Source organism: Pseudarthrobacter ribosi, from assembly GCF_055412865.1.
Genome location: NZ_JBVAYZ010000001.1, coordinates 233,430 through 254,330, shown reverse-complemented (window position 1 = coordinate 254,330; position 20,901 = coordinate 233,430). Strand labels below are relative to the sequence as shown.

At 63.0% G+C, this 20,901-nt stretch carries 14 protein-coding genes and 1 pseudogene; 4 read left to right on the top strand and 11 right to left on the bottom strand.

What is annotated here, in order from left to right; translation table 11 throughout:
• Window positions 1-9 precede the first annotated feature (9 nt).
• Entirely contained in the window at window positions 10-1,278 is a 1,269-nt protein-coding gene (ectB, locus tag ACZYZ5_RS01105; protein WP_463898755.1) for a diaminobutyrate--2-oxoglutarate transaminase, read from the bottom strand.
• A 411-nt stretch (window positions 1,279-1,689) separates the two neighbouring features.
• Here ectB and ACZYZ5_RS01100 point away from each other — a divergent pair, with 411 nt between their 5' ends.
• Window positions 1,690-2,811, top strand: coding sequence for a patatin-like phospholipase family protein (locus tag ACZYZ5_RS01100; protein WP_463898585.1), 1,122 nt, complete (start codon window positions 1,690-1,692; stop codon window positions 2,809-2,811).
• 94 nt (window positions 2,812-2,905) lie between these two features.
• Window positions 2,906-4,288, top strand: coding sequence for a glycosyltransferase family 2 protein (locus tag ACZYZ5_RS01095; protein WP_463898584.1), 1,383 nt, complete (start codon window positions 2,906-2,908; stop codon window positions 4,286-4,288).
• 29 nt (window positions 4,289-4,317) lie between these two features.
• On the opposite strand, the gene ACZYZ5_RS01090 is transcribed toward ACZYZ5_RS01095, so the two are convergent.
• Window positions 4,318-5,862: an outer membrane protein assembly factor BamB family protein gene (locus tag ACZYZ5_RS01090; RefSeq protein ID WP_463898582.1), complete on the bottom strand. Its 1,545-nt coding sequence runs from the start codon at window positions 5,860-5,862 to the stop codon at window positions 4,318-4,320.
• Window positions 5,863-5,885: 23 nt separating this feature from the next.
• Window positions 5,886-7,853 (bottom strand): tetratricopeptide repeat-containing protein, encoded by a 1,968-nt coding sequence (locus ACZYZ5_RS01085; protein ID WP_463898581.1) that lies wholly within the window; start codon window positions 7,851-7,853, stop codon window positions 5,886-5,888.
• Window positions 7,854-9,484: 1,631 nt separating this feature from the next.
• Here ACZYZ5_RS01085 and ACZYZ5_RS01080 point away from each other — a divergent pair.
• Window positions 9,485-10,288 carry a gamma-glutamyl-gamma-aminobutyrate hydrolase family protein gene (locus tag ACZYZ5_RS01080; RefSeq protein ID WP_463898579.1) on the top strand — a complete coding sequence of 268 codons (804 nt, stop codon included), beginning with the start codon at window positions 9,485-9,487 and terminating at the stop codon, window positions 10,286-10,288.
• A gap of 236 nt (window positions 10,289-10,524) precedes the next feature.
• Window positions 10,525-10,700: pseudogene (locus ACZYZ5_RS01075) on the top strand (PLP-dependent cysteine synthase family protein); the annotation flags it as partial.
• A gap of 232 nt (window positions 10,701-10,932) precedes the next feature.
• Here ACZYZ5_RS01075 and ACZYZ5_RS01070 read toward each other — a convergent pair.
• The 8 genes from ACZYZ5_RS01070 to ACZYZ5_RS01035 form a co-directional block, all read right to left on the bottom strand.
• Window positions 10,933-11,337, bottom strand: coding sequence for a Rid family detoxifying hydrolase (locus ACZYZ5_RS01070; protein ID WP_463898578.1), 405 nt, complete (start codon window positions 11,335-11,337; stop codon window positions 10,933-10,935).
• 281 nt (window positions 11,338-11,618) lie between these two features.
• A complete protein-coding gene (locus ACZYZ5_RS01065; protein ID WP_463898576.1) occupies window positions 11,619-12,572 on the bottom strand; it encodes a LysR family transcriptional regulator in 954 nt (317 codons plus the stop codon).
• A 30-nt stretch (window positions 12,573-12,602) separates the two neighbouring features.
• Window positions 12,603-13,121, bottom strand: coding sequence for a RidA family protein (locus ACZYZ5_RS01060; RefSeq protein WP_463898575.1), 519 nt, complete (start codon window positions 13,119-13,121; stop codon window positions 12,603-12,605).
• Window positions 13,122-13,143: 22 nt separating this feature from the next.
• Entirely contained in the window at window positions 13,144-14,343 is a 1,200-nt protein-coding gene (locus ACZYZ5_RS01055; RefSeq protein WP_463898574.1) for a M20/M25/M40 family metallo-hydrolase, read from the bottom strand.
• On the bottom strand, window positions 14,340-15,476 hold the full coding sequence (locus ACZYZ5_RS01050) for a diaminopropionate ammonia-lyase (RefSeq protein WP_463898572.1): 1,137 nt from the start codon (window positions 15,474-15,476) through the stop codon (window positions 14,340-14,342). The genes ACZYZ5_RS01055 and ACZYZ5_RS01050 overlap by 4 nt, the downstream gene beginning before the upstream one ends.
• Before the next feature lie 1,017 nt (window positions 15,477-16,493).
• Entirely contained in the window at window positions 16,494-16,913 is a 420-nt protein-coding gene (locus ACZYZ5_RS01045; RefSeq protein ID WP_463898570.1) for an antibiotic biosynthesis monooxygenase family protein, read from the bottom strand.
• A 901-nt stretch (window positions 16,914-17,814) separates the two neighbouring features.
• On the bottom strand, window positions 17,815-18,969 hold the full coding sequence (locus ACZYZ5_RS01040; protein WP_463898569.1) for an aminotransferase class V-fold PLP-dependent enzyme: 1,155 nt from the start codon (window positions 18,967-18,969) through the stop codon (window positions 17,815-17,817).
• Window positions 18,970-19,670: 701 nt separating this feature from the next.
• Window positions 19,671-20,702, bottom strand: coding sequence for an NADPH:quinone reductase (locus ACZYZ5_RS01035; RefSeq protein ID WP_463898567.1), 1,032 nt, complete (start codon window positions 20,700-20,702; stop codon window positions 19,671-19,673).
• Window positions 20,703-20,901 lie beyond the last annotated feature (199 nt).

Sequence of the window (20,901 nt, the reverse complement as noted above, 5' to 3'; positions counted from 1 at the left end):
GTCGCGTGCTCAAGCGACAGACCTGGCGGGAAGCGGTTCCGTGACAGCCCGGGCTGCTCCCGCCAGAATGTCGAGGCCGCGGCTTAGGTCTGCGGAACTGGTGGTCAGCGCCGGCATGGTCTTGACAACCTCGCCCTGCGGGCCTGAGGTTTCCACCAGGAGGCCCCGGGCAAAGGATTCGTTGGCGATTCTCCCGGCCGTCTCCGCCTGGGGATAGTAAATACCCGCCAGGAGACCGCGGCCGCGCACTTGAGCTCCTTCTGTTTCGGCGGCAATTTGCGCGAGCCCGCCGTGTAGTTGGCTGGCAAGCAGGGCTATGTGATTCTCGAGCCGATCGTCCTGCCAGAAATGCTCCAGAGCTGCAGCCGCCGTAACGAAAGCTGGGTTATGGCCGCGGAAGGTTCCGTTGTGCTCTCCGGGCTTCCAGATATCCAGTTCCGGTTTGAATATCGTCAGGGCAAGGGGCAGTCCGAAGCCTGAAATGGATTTGGACAGGCAGACGATGTCTGGGACGATGCCGGCTTCTTCGAAACTGAAGAAGGTCCCCGTGCGGCCGCATCCGGCCTGCACATCGTCGACGATCAGGAGGATTTCGTGCTGCCGGCAGAGATCAGCGAGGCCGCGGAGCCAGGTTGCCCGTGCAGCCCTGAGCCCGCCTTCACCCTGAACGGTTTCCACTATGACTGCAGCCGGCTTGTCGACCCCGGATCCACTGTTTTCCAGGGCATGCCGGAGCCAGAGGAAGTCTGCGGTCTGACCGTTGAATGACCCGTCGTAGGGCATGCTCGACGTGTTTGTCAGCGGAACACCTGCCCCGTGCCGCTTCATGGAATTGCCTGTTACGGACAGCGAACCAAGAGTCATGCCGTGGAATGCGTTGCTAAAGCTAAGGATATGGTGCCGGCCGGTGACCTTCCGCGCCAGTTTCAGGGCCGACTCCACAGAGTTCGTCCCGGTGGGACCGGGAAACATGACTTTGTAATTGAGTCCTCGGGGCTTGAGGATCAGTTCCTGAAACGTTTCCAGGAAATGCCTCTTAGCCGGTGTCTTCATGTCAAGGGAATGAACGATGGCCCCAGACAGCAGATACTCAATCAGCGGGCGGAGCATGACCGGGTTATTGTGTCCGTAGTTCAGTGCGCCTGCACCGGAGAAAAAGTCCAGGTATTCCTTTCCGTCCTCGCTGAGGACGATGCTGCCTGCGGCACTTTCGAACACCGTGTTCCAGTTGCGGCAGTAGCTACGGACTTCCGACTCGTGGGTCTCAAAGATATCCAGCAATGTTCTTCCTTCGTGTTATCAGGGGTTTCCCGGGTTCGCTGCAAGTCTCTGAATCCGGTACTTCAATGCTGACTCCAGGGCCCCTGCCGTCACTTCCGTGCTAACACGGGAAGATTCGACATCGGTAAAGAAATATAGGGTGCTTGTCACCCCCGAACTCACTGGCGACCGAGATCGACCTGCTTGTTGGGTGCTAAAGGGACGGGGGCTGACCACAGAGCGTCAAGAAGACACGGCCAGGCGGCCGGCCTCCATGCGGCGATAGACACCTGGGAGGCCGACGTCGAGACACTCCGGGGGCTGATCACGTGAGCGGTCTCGTGACGCCGGGAAGGAGTAACGCCGCAGTAACGGCATCCCGGTAGTTTCGGCTCATCCAGTGATGCCAGATGACGAAAAGGCGGTGCCGTGTCCTACCGTGAGCGGGCCGAGGAGTCAGGACCTAAGAAACTCCTGGCTCTGGACGGCGGCGGCATCCGAGGCGTCATTACCCTGGAAGTCCTCGACCAGATCGAGCGGACGCTGCGAAAGGAACTGGCCCGTGGAAAGGACTTTGTCCTCGCTGACTACTTCGACTACATCGCCGGCACCAGCACCGGCGCGATCATTGCTGCCGGGCTGGCATTGGGTTGGCCGGTTGACCGGCTGCGCCGGCTGTATGCGTTGAACGGCGAAGACATGTTCGACAGGGCGGTCCTGCTGCGCCGATACCGGTATAGGTACGACAGCAGCCGGTTGGCTGCCACGCTGCAGCGTGAATTCGGTACCGCCACGACCTTGGGCAGCGGCCAGATCCGATCTCTGTTGATGATGGTGCTGCGGAACGCGACCACCGACTCGCCCTGGCCGCTGAGCAACAATCCGAAGGCGAAATACAACGCGCCCCACCGCTCGGACAACAACCTGGAGCTGCCGCTGTGGCAACTCGTCCGGGCGAGCACGGCGGCGCCTGTGTATTTTCCGCCCGAGATTGTCACCGTCGGAGATCAGGAATTCGTCTTCGTCGACGGCGGAGTGACCATGTACAACAACCCTTCCTTCCAGCTGTTCCTCATGGCCAGCCTGGAAGCCTATGGCCTCAGCTGGGAGACCGGCGAACGGGAACTGCTGCTGGTCTCGGTGGGCACCGGCGCCGCGGCACATGCCAATGCCTACCTGGCTCCCGGGGACATGAACCTGCTGTACAACGCCTCCTCCGTACCCGGGGCGCTGATGTACGCGGCGGCAATCGAGCAGGATCTCTTGTGCAGGACTTTCGGACGCTGCCGCCACGGTGCCGTCGTCGACGGTGAGATTGGAGACCTCCGGGATGGCCGGGGACTCCTGGACCGTCGGCTCTTCACATATGTGCGCTACAACGCCGACCTGTCCCGGGCTGGGCTCGACGAGCTGGGGCTGCCCGACATCGATCCGCAGTCGGCGCAGCGCCTGGACTCCGTGCAGCACATTGGCGATCTCCAGCGGATCGGCATGTCCTTGGCCCGGGATGTGGACGCCGCACATTTTGAGGGATTCCTGGAGCACCAGTAGATCTGCCATGGAGCTCAGACGGGATGCGCCGCATCGACCGTTCGTCCCGTCCCGGCGGCGCGGCCAGCCATTCTGGTGGCCGAGTTTTGGCTCGGTGCTCGCACCCTATCTGCTCTTCCTGGTGCTCGGCTGGTGGACCTGGGCGCAGTTCTCCCGGGTCAGCAGCATCAACGCCTACATCGCCGTCATCTGGACCCTGCCGACCTTCACATCGGCACTTGGGTTGTATGGCGGCTACTGCACCGCCCGCCGCTTGCGGGGCGAGCGACGGCGGCAGGCGCCGGCGTCCGTGCCAGTCGTCAGCACCGACCAGCTCCTGGTGGTCATGCCCACCATTGCACGGAACGACACACTGCCTGCAGTGGAGCGGGTCATCGAGTCGATGCGGGTGTTCCTCCCCCGCTACTTCAATAAGCTGCGCATCGACGTCGTTATCGAGGAAGGAAGCCCTGCCCGGCGCAGGATCGAGGCCCTGGCTGGTGGTATGCCCGCGCTGCGGGTGGTGGTGGTGCCCCGCGGCTTCCGCACACTTTATGACACGCGATTCAAGGCAAGGGCCAACGAATATGCCAACCTGCTCCGTACGGCTGAGGGTGAAGCGCGCGAGGACGTCTGGGTCCTGCACATGGATGACGATACTGGGGTCGGAAACGATACCGCGCAGGAATTCGCCCGCTTCATTCTGGAGCAGCGGCAGGCAGGCGACGACGCCCTGGACCTTGGCCAAGGCGTGCTGTCCTTTCCACGCGAATTGGCCGCCAACCGGCTGATCTGGCTCGCGGACGCGATCCGTCCGGGCTGCGACATCGGGCTATTCGCGGCCACTACGGGACGTGGCTCTCCCCGCGCCGGACTGCACGGGGAGCTGCTCCTGGTCCGGGCATCGGTTGAGGCCGCCATTGGATGGGACTTCGGTCCTCGGTCGCTCGTGGAAGACGCCCAGTTTGCCCTGAACTTTTGTGAGCGCTTCCCGGGACGTAGTGGCTGGATCTCCGGCCTCTCCTACGGTGCCTCACCGGTGACCGTGTCGGACTTTATCCGCCAGCGGGAACGCTGGGTCTGGGGGCTGCTCGAACTCATTGCCGGCCGGACCGGAGTCCCCAAGGCCGCATCCTGGCGTCATCGTATGCTCATGCTGCATAACACTATGGTGTGGTCCTGCGCCCCGCTGGGTCATCCGGTCTTCGTGCTGATGCTGTGTGCGCTCCTGCGCGACTACCAAACGGCACCCATTCTTCCGGTGCTAATTCCACTGTGGGGGTTGAACGTCGCGTTCTGCATCTGGCTGTATTGGGAAGGCCTGAAGATCAACGTGCTCGCGTCGGCCCGGGCATCGCGGTTATGGTGGGAGCCCGTGTGCCTAATATTGCTGACACCGCTGTTCTCCCTCTGGGAGATGGTTGGGGTTGCTAGGGGTGTTTGGCGGTTTGCGGTCAGTGGCGAGCCCCGCTTCACGGTCATCACCAAGCCCGTTTGATCACTTGCTACATTTGGGCCCAAGGGCGCCTAGGTCAACGGCAGCGCATACACGCGGCCGTCGAGGCTTCCAACATAGACCATCCCACCAGCCACAACTGGCGAGGAATCGTCAATTGGTCCCCCGGTGGCGAATCTCCAAGCCAGCTTGCCGCTGGCCGCTTCAAGGGCGTAAAGGCTGAAATCGCGGCTGCCCACATAGACCAGGCCGCCCTGCTCGACCGGCGAGGAGCGGATGCCGTTGCCCGTATCGAAACGCCAGCGTTCACGTCCGGTGTGGGCATCGAGCGCGTACAGGTTCCCGTCGTCACTGCCAATGTAGACGACTTTGCCCACTACACAGGGTGAGGAGACTACACCGCCGCCGGTCACAAAGCTCCAGATCAGATCGCCGTTCGAAGCGTTCAGTGCATAGACCAGATGGTCGTCTCCGCCTATGTAGACAATGTTCTGCTCCACCGCCGGCGAGGAATCGACCGTCATTTGTGTGGTGAATGCCCAAAGAATTTCGCCCGACCCCGCTTTCAACGCGTACACGTTGTGGTCCCGACAACCCACGTAGACCACGTCCCCGGCCGCAGTCGGCGAGGAATTGAACCAGCCGCCCCGCGGAAACCGCCAGCGCTGCTTGCCCGTCGCGGCATCTACTGCGTACAGGTTGTTGTCCCGGCAGCCTACGTACACGGTGCCCGAGCTGACCGCCGGCGAGGAGTGAATGACTTCCCCCGCCGGGAATTTCCAGCGGCTGGCTCCGGTGGCCTGATCGACCGCATGCAGGTGGCCGTCATTTGAACCGAAATACACAGTTTCATCCGCGACCGCCGGGGAGGACGTCACTGAGCCCTCAGTGGCGTACCGCCAGCGCAGCTGCCCGCTATCGGCTGCGAGGGCATAGAGGTGCTGGTCAACGCTGCCCACGTAGACCACTCCCCTGTCAACTGCTGGTGACGAATAGACCTCATCCTCGGTCGGGTAGGCCCACACCGGTTCAGGTGGGCGATCCCGGGCCCAGTGGCTGGCGGTCCAGATGCCCGTACCGAGCAGCGCAAGCGCCGCGCCACCGCTTCCCCATTTCAGTAGCGCCCGGCGGCCGACGGCTGCCTGCGTGGAGAGCCCCAGTTGCTGGACCAACCCGTCAGCATCGGAACGGAATGTCTCATGATCGAGCCGCACGGCATTGCGGCGGGCGAGCGGTCTGAGCACTGCGGGCAGTTCTTCCTCCTTGGGGACCTCAGCACCATCGACCAACACGGGGATCACGCGCACCTGCCGGTCCATGGCGGTGCGTACTTCCAACACGATGTAGTCGTCCGGGTCATCCAGGCGGCGCCGTCCTTTGTCGTCAACCACTGTGGACCAATGCTGTCCGATTAGCACCAACAGCACGCCACAATTCGCCAGGGCCCGGTTAATTTCCTCCACGAAATCGCGACCGGGACCGATGGACTCAATGTCGATGAAGACACGGGCGTTACCAAACCTCACGCGCAGGTGATCGGCCAGCCTGCCTGCCACGTGCCCTGTCTCGTCGCGGCGGTAGCTGATGAAGACTCCCCCTTCGGATAGATCTGCCATACCGTCTCCGGTCCTTCCGGCAGTCACTCAACAGAAACTGTCCCGAACAATGTCCGGATCGGATCGATGACATCTTCGGGGTCCCCCCACTTCTGGAGGAAGTCAAGCTGGTATATCGCTGACCGGAGCTGGTCCGGCCGAGCTAGGACGGCTGCCTTTCCATAGGCGGCAACGGCGGCCGCAGCCGGCGCGCGGCCCATGAAGCATTCATGGAGCAGTAGCTCCGCCTGTGTGATTGCGGCCCAGAAATCTACGGGATCGGCTTCGGCCGCGCGGCGGGCCAGGAACTTTGTCACAGCGAGCGCCTCCTGCAGCCGGCCTTCTGCCTCCGCAGCCCCCTCGTCCAGGAAGCCGTGCCGGACGCCGAGGCGAAGGGCCATGACCAGATTGATACCCGTGTAGAACGTGGGTTCGACTTCGAAGCCTTTGCGGTAGTACTCGTGCATCAGAGCAAACCGACCAGCGACTCCCGCACTGTTAATTACGGGTTTCGGATTATCCAGTCCCCTCTTGATCAACCCTGCCAGGATTCCGTAGGTTTCCGAGTCCCCCAACCCTTCCTGGATGGCGGTGGACAGCAGCCTCTGCGCCTTCTCCCGGCATGTTGCTGCAGTGGCCGGATCGCAGCAGCTGGATTCGCCGATACGGCGGTAGGCCATGGCCAGATTCTGCAGCCAGGTGCGCCGCAGATGGCTGTCCGCCGGTGGCTCCGCCTGCTCCAGCAGCGCGGTGGCGGCATCGTACTCGCCCTCGCGGATAAGCCCGTTACCCAACTGGATCCGCAGGCCGATTCGCGACGACTCTGAAAGGTCGGACGCCCCGGCTATCTCCGACGCTGCGGCGAGCATGCTGTCCGGTGACGCACTCCGCAGCGCCAACTGAACAGCTTTGCGTAGTCGCAGGTCGGTCTGGACAGGGCCGTCCTGCCCCGCCTTGCGGCGAAATGGGCCCCGGACCGCTCCCAGCTCGAACCACTCGTGGACAGGACTGTCACTGCTGCGCGATGCCAAGACCTCGGCCAGGGCGGGGCGCAGGCGGCGGATAGCGTCTTCGCTCTGGTCGTCGGTCAACTCGGTGCCCCGTTCAAAGCGGTGGATGCGGATCAGGTTTATATCGAAGGGCGCCGCGCCGGCACGGGTTCCCTGCAGCTGCGGGTACACCAGGAGCGTCGAAGAACGAGCGAACACGTGCCGCAGCCCAAGTTCGTAGGCGACATTGAAGTTTGCGGTGGCCAGATCGACGATCACGACATCGCTGTTGGCCAGGTCTTCGATCATGCCAGCGTGGATGATGCCGCTGTCTGTCTCCAGGTCCGCCCGAGCCCAGTCCACATCCAGGTCCTCGAGCAGTGGGCGGTAAATCCGGTGGAATACGGGGTCGCAGTCATACCTGCGCCGGACCACGGGATCGAAACGCCGACCGTAAGGCATGGCAACAAAGCCGCGTGGCCGTTTGGCCAAGGGAGCCAGGTCCAGTGTAAGGATGCTCTGGGCTTCTGCGCGCCGTGCGAAGTCGTCGGAAACGCTTCCTGCGTCGTCGTCCGGATGCGGTCGGATGACCAACGCCCAGACCCGCTCGCCCCTCTCCAGGGCGAGGGCCTGCGCAAACCTGATGAGGTGCGCGTTGTGACGAGTGTAGGAATCCTTGTCGTCCGGGTCCAGGGACCCCTCCGTGATTCGGTTCGATCCTACGGTCTCGAGCAGCCGCCGGTATCGGGCCGTCCAACGCTGCCCACGGCCCTCGACGCTAGTTGTCTGGAAAGTCCCGACGTCGAACGGCAGTACAAAACAGACGTCGGCACCTTCCAGCAGTGCAGCCTCGGCGATGATGATGTCACTGCCTGATGCGGCGGCACCAACCACAAAGCTGGGGCGGAGGGATTGCAGCAGGCCGCGTATCCGCACAGTTAGCGGCTCCTCGGCCGCCCGCGGAAACCGGGGTTGCGCCCGCTCCGGTTCGTCTGCTTGGACACCGGCATACACGATGATCATCTCGACTCCGGTTCCTGCTGTGGAAGCTGGTTTATGTATTGTCCCCCGGAATTGGCAGTACGGAGCTGACCTCAAGGTACTCAATGTCCGGGGAGACCCACTCACGCCCCTGCTGGTGACTCAGGTACGGGGGGATTAGCGCGCGGAGGCAAGCGCCCGGGTTTGTGGAGTCGTTTCTAGTTCGAATTTTCAGCAGTTCCGTTGCCGGGTGGGCTGCGTGGCGGCGCTCGTATTCGACCGGCGGGCGGCAGATCGCCGTCTTGACGTGCCGTTTTGCCTGCAGAGGTTCGGCATGTCCTTGTGGCTGCAGGCGCGGTCACCTAGGTTGTCAGCCTTCCGCGGTCCCACCCCTGACCTTGTCGCATTCGCTCGCTGTGACTGCACAATGGGCGAACTCGCGTCATGCCGCCATACTCACCGTCGTCCATGAACGACCAGAAGCATCTTCGCTGTTTGTCGTCTGATCGCCCATCATCGTTGGGCGGGCCCTCCGCGCAACCAGGGCGCGATGCGCCGATCGCGATCCAAGATTTTGTCCGGCGCTCCTCCGTCGCTTATTTCCTCACGAGATCTTGGATAGTGACCGGTTCCCCAAGTTGCACTCCGGCCCCTCGTACCCAGCGGTGACTCCTCTATCAGAACGACGCCGAGATCTGGCAGGCACGTCCGGTGCCCGCCAAGCAAATGATCTGCTCCGGATCAGTGGACATGTCATGCCGTTCCCCCGTGCAGTCCTGCATGAACAGGTATCAGAGCGGAATTCCCGGACCGGCCGCAACCCTCGGGGGATCCAAAGAATAATCAGCAAGTCATGTTGTACGCGGCCCTGGCCACCATGAAGTGGTGAACGCGAAAAACCAAGGGAAGGAAGAACCAGCATGAACACCCAGAAGGGACCCCACGGGGCGGTACCCGGTCCGCCGTAGGCAGCCGCTCCCCCACACAACCGAATAGGACGTTTCCGGGACCCCACACACCCGGAACATCAGATCAGAGGCGACAGTGTGGACACTGTCCACACGAAAAAACACCAAAAAAGGCCTCTGACCTGCGGAAACACTGTGCCCGAGGTGGGACTCGAACCGGGTTCCAGCCCTTGTGAACACTGGGTTCCCTCGGAAACATACGGAATCCGGCCCGATCCGATCGATGTACGACCCGATCCGAAGCCGAAACTGTGGACATTGTCCACACCCCTTTCTGACAGATTTGAGTAACGCAGAGCGACTGCCGCGCTCCCCAACCTGGGGTGCGGCAGCTCTGTGTGTGCCAACGAGACTTGCGCACGCGTTTGCCCGGCACCCGGCTGTGGACCCTGATGTTGCAGCACATGCGCTTACTCAAGATCTGTCACTGGCCGTTCACTCTCCCCTCAGACCCTTTCATCGACTGAAATCGGAAAATCGCATGACCCGCCTGCGATTTCAAAGGTTCTGTGGGTCCCTGTAGACCGATCTGATTTAGCACAGCCAGCGTCCGGGTTGAGCGGGAACAGGGTGCTGTTAGTCCCTGCCGCGGCAATGAACTCGTGGGCGGCCTGGCATGGACACGCAATAGTGACGGCTCTGTAACACGGAGTACACATGCCCTTCGTAGCCTTGCAGTAGGAGCTCTCCCGAAAGGACATGTCCATGGATGCCGCAGACACCGCAATCAAGCCGATCATTGGCCTGACCACATATCTTGAGCAGGCCGGCACCGACGGCTGCGGCAACGTGCGCGCCGCATTCCTCCCCGAAAAATATCTCACGCCTATCCTTGACGCCGGCGCCGTTCCGATCCTTCTCCCGCCGCAGCCCACAGCCGGGGACATGATCGAGCACCTGGTCAGCAGGCTGGACGGGCTGGTCATTCCCGGTGGCTGGGACGTGGATCCGACCCGATACGGCCAGGAGCCGCACCCGGAAACGGACTCTCCCCGGCCGGAACGCGACGAGTGGGAAGCCGCCCTGATCCTCGAAGCGATCCGCCAGGACGTTCCGCTTCTCTGCATCTGCAGGGGTGAACAGCTGCTCAACGTCACCCTCGGCGGCACCCTGCACCAGCACCTGCCCGACGTCCTGGGAACCGGGCATTACCAGCTGGGCGGCTACCAGTTCAATGGCATCCGTGTCGACATCCGGCCCGATTCCCTGCTTGGCCGGCTCCTGGGGACTGACGCACTGGATGCCGTTCCAGTGTCACACCACCAGGCCGTGGACCGCCTTGGCGAAGGGCTCATCGCCACCGCGTGGAGTCACGACAAGATAGTCGAAGCAATTGAGCATCCCGGCGCACGCTTCTGCGTGGGGGTGCAGTGGCACCCGGAACAACTCGCGGAAGAGAAAGCACTGTTCCATGGATTCGTGGAGGCGGCCAGCGCCAAGATGCTGTCGCGGCTTCGCCCGGCTGCTGTGGAGTCCCTGGAGTTCGCCAACGAAATGGCTGCTAGCTAACTCCTACCTGACGCCCTGAGCCGTAGGGCGCATATGTACACACCCACTTTTCACCAGTCCAGAGCATTTCAGCCGTGCTCCCCAAAGCGGGGGACGCGGCAGCTCTGTATTCTGCGCCAGCAACCTTCCGGAACGGAATTCCCCCGCCCAGCCGGGATCAGGCGCCCTCTGCCGCAGCGGACAGAAGGTCCGATAGCGGCTGTTTAAAATGACCGGAGGAGAGGCCGGACAACTGGATTATCGGCCACGAGGCAAATCGGCCTTCGGATACCAATCTGATCGCGGTCCCTCTGCCAGCTGAGTGGGGTGTCGACCTGTACCGCAAGGACGAGTCAACCCACACCACTGGTCCTTGAAGCATCGGCTGGCGAGATCCCTGTTTTTTTATGCCTCGTGCTATAATGGATGGTTGTCGGCTCCGGCGGCCGACAGCAAAACTAGCCAGCTCAATACAGTCCGGACTCGATATCAAAGTGGTGGGATCCAGGCAGCTGGGGCGAGGCGCTTGTCATAGGACTCCCGCGCTGACATGACGTCTTCAAAGTATTTCTGGGCCCACCGTCCCAGATAGATCTCCGCGGCAACTCGTGCCAACCGGTGAACGACAGAAAAGCGCGTATCGGCCTCTCGAGCTTCCTGCTTCGTTAACCTGAACTGTTTCTCTTGTAAGCGGCGACGACCTCGATTTCCACCCGCGCTTTGAGCGGGAGTTCTGCTACGGCAACGGTGGTGCGGGCCGGGTGAGGGCGATCAAACACCTCACCGTAGACAGCGTTCATGTCCGCGAAGTCCTCCATGGAAACAAGGTAGACATTCACTTTGATCACGCAGGACCAGTTTAGTCCGGCCTGGCTCAGCACATTTTCAAGGTTGCGGAAGGCTTGGCGTGTCTGCTCCGCCGCGCCGCCGTCCACTAGCTCCCCGCTCGAAGGGTCCACCGGAGTTTGCCCGGAGAGGAAGAGTACTCCAAGGCCGGGTGCGGTGGAGGCATGGGAGTACGGGCCGATGGCTTTTGGTGCTTGCGGTGAATCAACAATCTGGCGTTCCATGACAGATCCTTCTGGGTGATAGGCGCCCAAGCACGTTTGCTCTGACGTGGTCGGCCGCGAGTTTTTGCTTGTGGTTGATTCTTTATCCATCTTTACCTTCGGGGGACCCGTATTGACGGGCGTCGAAGTTATCTTTTGGGCCCGGCGTATTGGCCATCTCGCGAATCCGGTCCCTCAGTAAAAGGCGCGAAGGGATTTGGTCTGTTCCTGCTGCAGGACAGCCTCGGATTCCCCGCCGGGCACGCCTGTGCGGGTGCTTGCTGGCCAGCCAGGGATTGCCGTCACTCCCCCGGCAGGGAGACCGTCTGATCGATCGATGAGGGTCCTGTGTGAAAGGCGCGTGCTGCCCGCTGCAGTGCGTGCGTAACGGCGATGATGGCCGGTCGTTTGCTTGAGGCGTCCCTGGTCGCCACGAGTACTTGCCGGCTCTGCATGCCGGGTGCTGTGGGAAAACGGCGCACGTTGGCCGCCGCTCCTGTGAGGGCAAGGCCGGGGAGGACGGCTACGGCGAGCCCGGCTTCGACGAAGCGCAGGTGCACGGAGTGGTCGTCTGAGGAACAGATGACTTTCGGGTCGAATCCGGCTTTCCTGCATTCGGTGGTTAGCCATGTATGGGGTGCTGAGTCTTCGACTTCGACGGCCCAGGCGGCGGCGGCCAGCTGGGAAATGAGGTTCGCGTCCGGGTCCATGGTCGCTGCGATGGCTGCGTCCATGATCAGCCACAGGGGATCTTCCAGGATCGTTGTCGCCGTGATTCCTGCCGTGGAGGAGATCGGCAGACCCGGGTAGGACTCGGCGATGACGAGGTCGTATTCAGATGAGGCCAGGGCCGGCAGTGTGGTCTCGGGTTCGCCTTGTTCGAATTCAATAGTGAGCTCGGGGTGGAGGCCGCGCAGTTCCTGGAGGGCCGGCGGGACGATGGTCAGCGCCGCCGATTGAAAGGCAGCGATCCTGACGGTGCCGCGGGGATGTTCCATGGAGGTGGAGACGTCCGCTTCTGCCCGTTCGAGCAGGTCCAGGATTTGTTCGGCGTGCGCTACCAGGATCAAACCTTGGGGGGTGAGCTGCAGGCGCCGCCCGGCGGGTTCGACCAACGGCACTCCGACTTCCTTTTCGAGAAGTCGGACCTGCTGGGAAACAGCTGATGTGCTGTAGGAGAGGGCTTCGGCAACGGCAGAAAGGGTCTTGCGGTGATGCAGCTCCCGCAGGACCCTGAATCGGACGATGTTCAGCACATCGGCTCTTTCTGCCTGTTCATGGTGCCCTCATGTGCTCGGTAAAGCACAGGTGCCTGTGTAGGAGAACTCTACGATAAGTTCCACTTCCACCGGAGCATCCAAGGGAAGCTCTGCGACGCCCACGGCCGAGCGGGCGTGCTGGCCATTGTCTCCAAAGACCTGCAGGAGCAGGTTGCTGGCACCATTGATCACCGCTGGCTGGCCATTGAATCCCGGAGCCGATGCCACGAAGCCGACGACTTTGAGGATGCGGGCGTTGTCGAGGTTTCCCTGCGTTCCGGCAGCGGCCAGCGCGTTCAGGACGCAGGTGACGGCCAGTTCGGCGGCCTCGGCGGCCTCAACCTGCGCTCCGACCTTGCCGGTAGCGGCGAGGGCGCCGTCACGCAATGGAAGCTGGCCGGAGGTGTAGACCGTGGTGCCGGTCCTGATGGCGGGGACATAGCTTGCGACGGCGCCGGGTACGGGGGGAAGTTCCAGTCCCAGTTCGGCGAGCCGCTGCCGGGTTTGAGGGTGGGTGCGGGTTGCAGTTTCGGTGCTCTGGGTCATGGTTTCCTTTGTCATGGTGTGCTTAGTTGCAGTACTTGGTGGCGGCCTGGGCGAGGACGCGGGTGACCCTGTCCAGGGAAGCGAGTTCGATCCATTCGGTGGCGGCGTGGGCGCCGCCACCGTCGACGCCGAACAGGAGCCCTGGAATGCCGGCTTCGAGCATGAGCGAGGCATCAGTCCAGAAGGGTTCCCCACGCAGAACGGGCACCGTTCCCGTGACGGACTCCGCTGCGGCCAGAACTGTCTGGACCAGCGGCTCCTCGGTGGGAACTTCGAAGGGGTGGCGCTCAAGACCGCGGGTCAGTGTGTAGCGGAAGTCAGGATCGGCTGCGGCAATCGCATCGAGAATTTCCTTCAGTTCCGCTTCAACGGTGTCCGCCGTTTCCCCTGGGACGGTGCGGCGTTCCAGGGAGACGGTGCACTGGGCCGGGTAGCTTGAGATCTCTTCTCCGCCGCGGATGAGCGACGCGTGGATGTTGCCGGTTCCGAGGATCGGGTGGGCAGGACCGTCCTGGAGCGCCTTTGCTAGGGCATCGATGCCGGTCAGGAAGCGTCCGGCTTTGGCGATCGCGTCAACCCCCAGGTCCGGGCGGGAACCGTGTGCCGCGACGCCATGGATAGTGACGTCGAACCACGCGAAGCCCCGGTGGGCGACGACGATGTCCTCATGGGTGGGCTCGGAGACAACGGCGGCGTCTGCGGTGAAATGACGGAGGACTTCTTCGGTGCCGGCGCTGGCGAATTCTTCGTCAGCAACCAGCGCGACAATGATGTCCCCTCGACGTGGCCGGGCCGCGGCCGCGGCTGCGGCGACCATCATCGCGGCGATTCCGGCCTTCATGTCGAAGGTGCCGCGGCCGTATATGCGGCCGCCTTCGATTCTTGGTTCCAGTGCCTCGCCGTCGTAACCGGCCAGGGTGACGGTGTCGAGGTGGCCGTTGAACATCAGGTTCCTGCCGTGTCCGGTTCCCGGGGCCACGGCCACGATGGAAGGACGGCCCGGGGTGGCTTCGAGCCGGGTGATGGTGAATCCCCTGGCTTCAAGCCAGGACGCGGTGAAGGATGCGATGGCTGCTTCACCGGCGGCCCCCGGAACGAGACCGGGATTGACCGAGTCGATCCGGACCAGGTCCTGCAGCAGGGCCGCCGCATCATCTGTAAAAGTTGGCGTGCTTGCCGGAGCGGTGGTGGGGTTGCGGTTCATCAGATGTGGTTCTTTCATCGAAGCGGGTTGACCGCGAGGCCCTCGGTGCTGACAAGCACAATGACTGAATCCCCGGTGATGCCCAGCTGGCGGCGGCGTTCCTCATCCGCCAGGGCGGTCCTGACGCCTGCAAGGGTTGAGGCTCCGCAGGGGCCTGCGTCCTGGCCCAGGTCGCCGAGGTCCAAAACCGCCTGGCGGCATTCTTCCTCAGACACGCTCACGGCACCGTCAATACCGGCCAGCAGGGACGGCCAGCCCAGTTCCGACGGGGTGCCGCAGTTCATCCCGGCCATGATCGTGGGGAAGGAGGTATCAACCACAACCGGCTGGCTGGCCTGCAGGGACTGGGCGATGCAGGCTGCCGTCTCCGGTTCGACAGTGAGCAGTGACGGTGCCCGGTTGCCGGGTTTCCGGTAGTGATCGACCATGGCGTGGGCGAGGGAGCCCACCCCCACCGGGCAGGCAACAAGGTGGGCGCCGTCGAGCCCGGTTTTGGCCAGTGCTTCATCAGTTTCGGCGAACAGAGTCGTATACCCGTCCACGATCCATCGGGGAACGTCGGTGTACCCGGCCCAGGCAGTGTCCTGGATCAGGACGTCCCGGCTGCTGCCCTGTGTGGACGCGGCCGCGACTTCCACGACGTCGTCATAAATGGCGTCGACTTCGATCAGCTCGGCCCCCTCGCCCCTGATCCTCTCAATCGCGACAGCGCTGAGACCGTTGGGAATGTAAACCCGGGCACTCAAACCCAGCAGTGCGGCCATCCGGGACACGGCCCGGCCATGGTTCCCGTCAGTAGCGGTCACCAGTACCGGCAATGACCCGGCATCCGGACCGGAATGCAGGTGTTCCCGGAGCTCGGGAACAGTAATGGTCTCGGCATCAAGGCCGTGGCGTTCACACAGCGCGCGGCAGACAGCCCACGAGGCGCCCAGGATCTTGAAGGCCGGCAAACCAAGCCGGTTCGACTCGTCCTTAAGGAACACCCGGCCAACGCCGAGTTCGGCAGCCAAGGACGGAAGTTCAGTCAGCGGTGTCGGCGAATAGCCGGTCAAAGTGCGGTGAAAGGACAGCGCCGAAGCGGGGGCGGCCGTCTGCCAGCTCCGGGCGTCGGGATTGGCGTACCAGTAAGCGGTTTGAGTCGAAAGCATGAATCCAATGATCCGGCAGCAGACCTAAAAGAAAAAGCGATGCTTTATGGCCGATTACTTTCACTTTTACTTAAGTAAATGTCCAAGGGTGCAGGATCGTCATCCACTTTTGCTTCAAGGTATGGGCCACAAAAGCCGCTTTTTCTTTGAGTGCGGATGGGGAAGTATGTAGCGGGCAGTGAGCGGCGCCACAGGTGCGGCCAGGCGGGCTGAGGACTCCAGCGAACCGCCGATGCCCCGTGACCCACGACCCCTTAACGGCCCGTACGTCGAGAAACGACACGCTGAAGGCCGCACGACCAGGAGAACCGCGCGACCTCTGAACCGGTACGGAAGCCCCTGGCGTTCCCAGAAACACCGCCACGAATGCCAACGAATCGTAATGGTTGGGCTGCATTGCGCTGATCAGCCTCGTGATCATCCTTCGCCTGTGGAGCTACTCCACACCGTGACTGACGCATCTCGGAAGGAATCACGGGGGAGGACCGCGGCGATCGTTGTGCTGGTCTTCAACTCTCAGACAGCGTCCGCTGACCTCGGACGGATTCAGAGTTATCGAGGGACGAGATTCCCTACAGAACAGCTCGACGCATCGTTTCGCCAACTCGCAGGTTCCCCCAGCGCCCAACGGGACAGCAGCCATCACAAGAGCAATCCGGTACTCCTGGAGGGGTCAGCGGTTGTTGGCGATGTCCAAGTCGACGGCTGAATCCCCCCGTTTGGCTGGCATCTCCTGCTTGGTTGTTCGCTATAAAGCGCGAGGGGTCCGTGTCGAGGTGCAGGCTCCGCTGTCCAGTCCCTTCCGTAACCAACCAAATGATGGTGCCTTCAGGATTCACCGCATCGACGCGGGCGTTCGCCAACTGGCCGTTTTCGTCCAACGCTTCAAGCCGTGTCCGTATCTTCAGGTCTGCCCAGTTCCGCACGATGCGGCCCGTGGGCAGAACCTTGTCCTGAACGTCCTGGGCTACTGATGCGAGCATGTTTAGAAGCCGAGGTAGGCGCGTCGAAGGTGCTTCACCTGCGGTGGTTAGGCGAAGTGGGTCCCACGAGCTCGCGCCATTGCTGGAATTCGGGTGATTCACGGAAACCGACAATGTGGTCTTCCAGTGTTTCCCAGCCAACGGTGAGGGCGTATTCGTTGGGTGTTTCAATGCTGCGGTCCAGCCGGAAGCTGAGCGCGCCTGGTGCTTTCTGAAACAGGGGCACGGCCGCCGCCGTTGCGGCTTCGAAGCCCTTCTCGGCGCCGGTGGTGATGGCGAAGGTTCCTACGGCATCAGGGAATTCACCAACAGGAAAACCTTCTGGACCGGACCGGCCACCACCACCCGCTAACAGACACGACAACCAAGGGACACACCACGCCACCCGGACCATGGCCGGCACCACCGACCGGACCAGGATCGACGAAAAACAAGCCAACCAGCCACCCGTCACGGAAGAAGTGATCTCGTGATCCAGGAAGTCGCCACAGTTGCCATGTCATGCCGTTCCCCCCGCATTCCTGCATGAACAGGTATCAGAGCGGAAAATCCGGACCAGCCGCAAACCCAGGTCCTTCTAACGAATAATCAGCAAGTCATGTTGTACGCGGCCCCAGCCACCATGAAGTGGTGAACGCGAAAGCCCGACGAAAGGACGAACGAGGATGAACACCCAGAAGAGACCCCACAGGGCGGTACCCGGTCCGCCGTAGGCAGCCGCTCCCCCACACAACCGAATAGGCCGTTTCCGGGACCCCAAACACCTGGAACATCAGATCAGAGGCAAGAGTGTGGACACTGTCCACACGAAAAAAGCACTAGAAAGCCCCTGACCTACGGAAACACTGTGCCCGAGGTGGGACTCGAACCGGGTTCCAGCCCTTGCAAATCCGCCACTCCCCCGAAAACCTCCGCAATCCTGCCCAGTCCGCCACCAGTACGGCCCAGTCCGAGACGCAAAGTGTGGACACTGTCCACACCCCATTTCTCCCCACCAATGGCACCCCCAAACAGCCGCACGCCGCATCGAAACGGTGCGGCGCTTTATCCCCTGAAAGACTTGATCCTGCGGGAGAAGACCAACCTTGACTGGTCTCTAGGCTCTGCATGACGGTGCCACCTCCATGCATCCCCTTCATGGTCCGATTGGCCGCCAGCCGCATGACCCGGTGCGTCCCTCACAACCCCTATTCGCGTGCTCGGTGAACTTCCAGCAAGTACCGGGGGAATCCCGCGTACCATCTGTCCTCCAAGTGGCCTACAGCGGCCGACCAATTGGAAGTTTGTGGCGCCGGTTCCCGAGTTGTTGTAGCCGAATCGGTCGGGTGCAATTCCGAGGCTGATAGTTGGCCGTCTTAGCTGGCCCTCCGTAGAGCATCGACGGCCTCGATTGCCTGCCGGATATCAGCCATCCCGTTGTACAGGTGGGGCGAAATTCGCACCCGTTTGTCTCCGGTCCAGGCGAGCACACCTCGGGCTTCGAGGCCGCGGCGCCAGACGCCCTCGTCGTCGACCTCGAACGCGACGATACCCGCCCGCCTGGCGGAGTCGCCGGGGGTGAGCATCCGCATCCCCAGGCCGTCGAGCTCAGTCCACAAGACGTCGGTCAGTGCCCGCACATGGGCCTCAATTCGGGCCAGTCCGCTGGCGCGCAGGTAGTCGACGCCGGCTCCCAGCATCTGCACGCACAGCGCGGCGGGGTTTCCGAGCTCGAAGCGCCGCCCGTCCAGGACCGGAGTGACCGAGGTGTCCCGGATGTCCGCATCCATCCACACCGCAGAGGTCCAGCCGGATTCCCGCGGCTGCCAGCCAGGCTGCCGGGCGGAATTGCAGTAGGCGATTCCTGCGCCGTGCGTGCCCAGGGCCCACTTGTAACCGCACGCGACGGCGAAATCAGCCAGCGAAACGTCGAAACCCGCAACACCCAAGGCCTGGGAGACGTCCACGATCAGCACCGCGCCGCAGGAATCGGCAATCACGCGGTAGTCCTTCAAATCGATCAGCTCGCCGGTGTAGTAGGAGACCAGGCTGGTCACGATGGCCCGGGTCGAACTGTCCACAGCGTCGCCGAACCTCTGGGGATCCATCAGATGGTCCGAGCTCCGGACCAGACGGATTTCCATGGTGGTGCCGCTCCGCCACGGATACATGTCTGACGGGTATTCCCACTGCGGCATGACGACGTTGCCGCCGGAAACGTCGATGCTGCGCGCCACCATGTTCACGGCCTGCGCCACGTTTTGGGGGAATCCCAGCTCTTCCGGCTGGCAGCCAAGCAGGGCGGCCAGCGAGTCAGCAGTCCGCGCAACCTTGGCGTAGATTCGTTCCCGCCCGCCCATCCCCTTGGCCTTGTCGTGCATGAATTCGCTGAAGAGTGCCGCCTGGGAGGCGAGCATGGGCGTCTCACCCGCGGCCGCCAGGTGGCACAGCCCCGGCAGGCCGGCGAAATCGGCCGGGCTGACTAGCGGCGGCAACCTCGGGTCGGGATCACCGTGTACCCGTTGGGACATGCTGCGGCACCTCCTCCGGACCGCCGGCGCCACACTGGCCACCGGTCCAGTTCAATGCTGGCCCAGCCTGGGTGCGGACACAAGTACTGACGGACACCGGGTTGGCGCCGCTCCCGCTGGCGTGTCAGGGGTCCGAACGTTGGGCGCGATTGACCCATACCATTGACGCGGCTCGTGGTCGGCCAGCTTGTTCAGGAGCACAACGTTGTGGCTCCAGTTCAATTGTCCAGACGGCGTCTGGACAATTGGTTCCGGGCCGTTCCATGCCGCGGCGAGGGCGTGCATGTTCGTCCGGGATAACCCCTCATATGCGGGAGCTCTGGCCGCAGATGGCGTGCGAGCCCGTCAAGGACTTTGCTCCCCCATGGCTCGTTTGCCTGCGGGTCCACTGCCTTGAAGCTGTCCCATCCCACCCGGCACCGGGCCGATAGGCATCCTAGCCATCGGCAAGGACCGGACCTGACCCGGCACCTCGTCGTCGAACTGAACCGCGGACGCACACCGACGGCGGCCTCAGCCAGATCCAGTGCTATTTGGGCGTCGTCCAGGAGGCTGCACGAGAACCCGGCGGCTGTCCAGCAAGGAGATACCCGTGTCGTCACCAAACTCGACAGGTTCGCCGAGCGGTCCGGACTACTCGGCCCGCTCCGTCCCGCGGCTGCATGGCGTGATGATCCACGAGGGCCCAGAGGCGTTATCGGCTAGCCTGCTGACACATCAATCAGCACCTTGCCGACGATGCTCTCTTCCACCGCGGCGTGGGCCGCAGCCGTGTCAGCCAGGTCAAAGCGATGCAGCGGCAGGCCTGCGGCCTCTCCCACCGGGAGGGCGCCGTCGGCGATGGCCGCATTGATGTCCTCGGCGGCGGCGTGCACCGCCGCCATGCCAACGGTGTAGAGCAACACGAACTGGTAGCGGACATTGAGGCTGAAATGCCTGCGCACGTCCAGGCTCACCTGATCGCCGCCGTTGTTGGCGTAGACCGCGATGGAGCCGCGGTTGCGGATCACTGCCAGGTCTAGTTCGGCGTTCTGCGCTGGTGCCACCTCCACGATCTGGTCGACGCCCTCGGGAGCGATCCGGCGGATCTCCGCGGCCGCGTGGGTTTCCCGGTAATAGATGACGTGATCGGCGCCGGCGGCCGTGACCAGTGCGGCCTTCGCCGGTCCGCTCACGGTAGTGATCACAAGGGCGCCGGCCCACTTGGCGAGCTGGATCGCCGCATGGCCTACGGCGCCGGCCCCTCCAGCAACGAGAACTACTTTGCCGTCCAGGCCCCCCGGGCGCAGCCGCCGCGGGCCGTCCTCGGCGATGGTCAGGGCCCGGTGGGCGGTGATCGCGGGAACGCCCAGGCTTGCGCCGAGGTCGAACCCGGCATTCTCCGGCAGCGGAAAGACCCGCTCGGCCGGCAGGACGGCGAACTCCTGCGCTGTCCCGCCGTCGGCGCGCTGGTAGGCGGCCAAGGCCACCCAGACCCTGTCACCGACGTGGAGGTGCTCCACGCCGGGTCCGACAGCGTCCACCACTCCGGCGCCGTCCTGGTTCGGCACGACCTCCGCGAAGGGCAACGGCTCGCCCGGTCTGGCGCCGCGGCGCGACTTCCAGTCGGTGGGGTTTACTGCGGAGACTATGATCCGCACCCGCACCTCCCCGCGCCCCGGGTCGCGGATCTCGCGGTTGACGAACTCGAGAACAGACGGATCGCCCGTGGCGCGGTACACGATTGCTTTCATATCAAGACCTAACGCCGGCCCGGACCGAAAATTCCCACCGGGCGCCGGACCAGACGTGGCCAACGGTCCTTCCGGGACGTCGAAACCACCACGTCCGGTGCGTGAGGAGCCACAGGAGCCAGACCTTGCAATTGCTGCAGCCCGCCGGATGTCTTGTGACAGAAAATCCACAATGAGCGTTTGAAAAGCCCCGGAGACA

What these genes read in the sequence shown, in the direction of transcription:
- ACZYZ5_RS01090 (WP_463898582.1), bottom strand. Translation starts at nt 5,862, where the DNA reads ATGGCAGATCTATCCGAAGGGGGAGTCTTCATCAGCTACCGCCGCGAC.
- ACZYZ5_RS01085 (WP_463898581.1), bottom strand. Translation starts at nt 7,853, where the DNA reads ATGATCATCGTGTATGCCGGTGTCCAAGCAGACGAACCGGAGCGGGCG.
- ACZYZ5_RS01080 (WP_463898579.1), top strand. Translation starts at nt 9,485, where the DNA reads ATGGATGCCGCAGACACCGCAATCAAGCCGATCATTGGCCTGACCACA.
- ACZYZ5_RS01070 (WP_463898578.1), bottom strand. Translation starts at nt 11,337, where the DNA reads ATGGAACGCCAGATTGTTGATTCACCGCAAGCACCAAAAGCCATCGGC.
- ACZYZ5_RS01060 (WP_463898575.1), bottom strand. Translation starts at nt 13,121, where the DNA reads ATGACCCAGAGCACCGAAACTGCAACCCGCACCCACCCTCAAACCCGG.
- ACZYZ5_RS01055 (WP_463898574.1), bottom strand. Translation starts at nt 14,343, where the DNA reads ATGAAAGAACCACATCTGATGAACCGCAACCCCACCACCGCTCCGGCA.
- ACZYZ5_RS01050 (WP_463898572.1), bottom strand. Translation starts at nt 15,476, where the DNA reads ATGCTTTCGACTCAAACCGCTTACTGGTACGCCAATCCCGACGCCCGG.
- ACZYZ5_RS01040 (WP_463898569.1), bottom strand. Translation starts at nt 18,969, where the DNA reads ATGTCCCAACGGGTACACGGTGATCCCGACCCGAGGTTGCCGCCGCTA.
- ACZYZ5_RS01035 (WP_463898567.1), bottom strand. Translation starts at nt 20,702, where the DNA reads ATGAAAGCAATCGTGTACCGCGCCACGGGCGATCCGTCTGTTCTCGAG.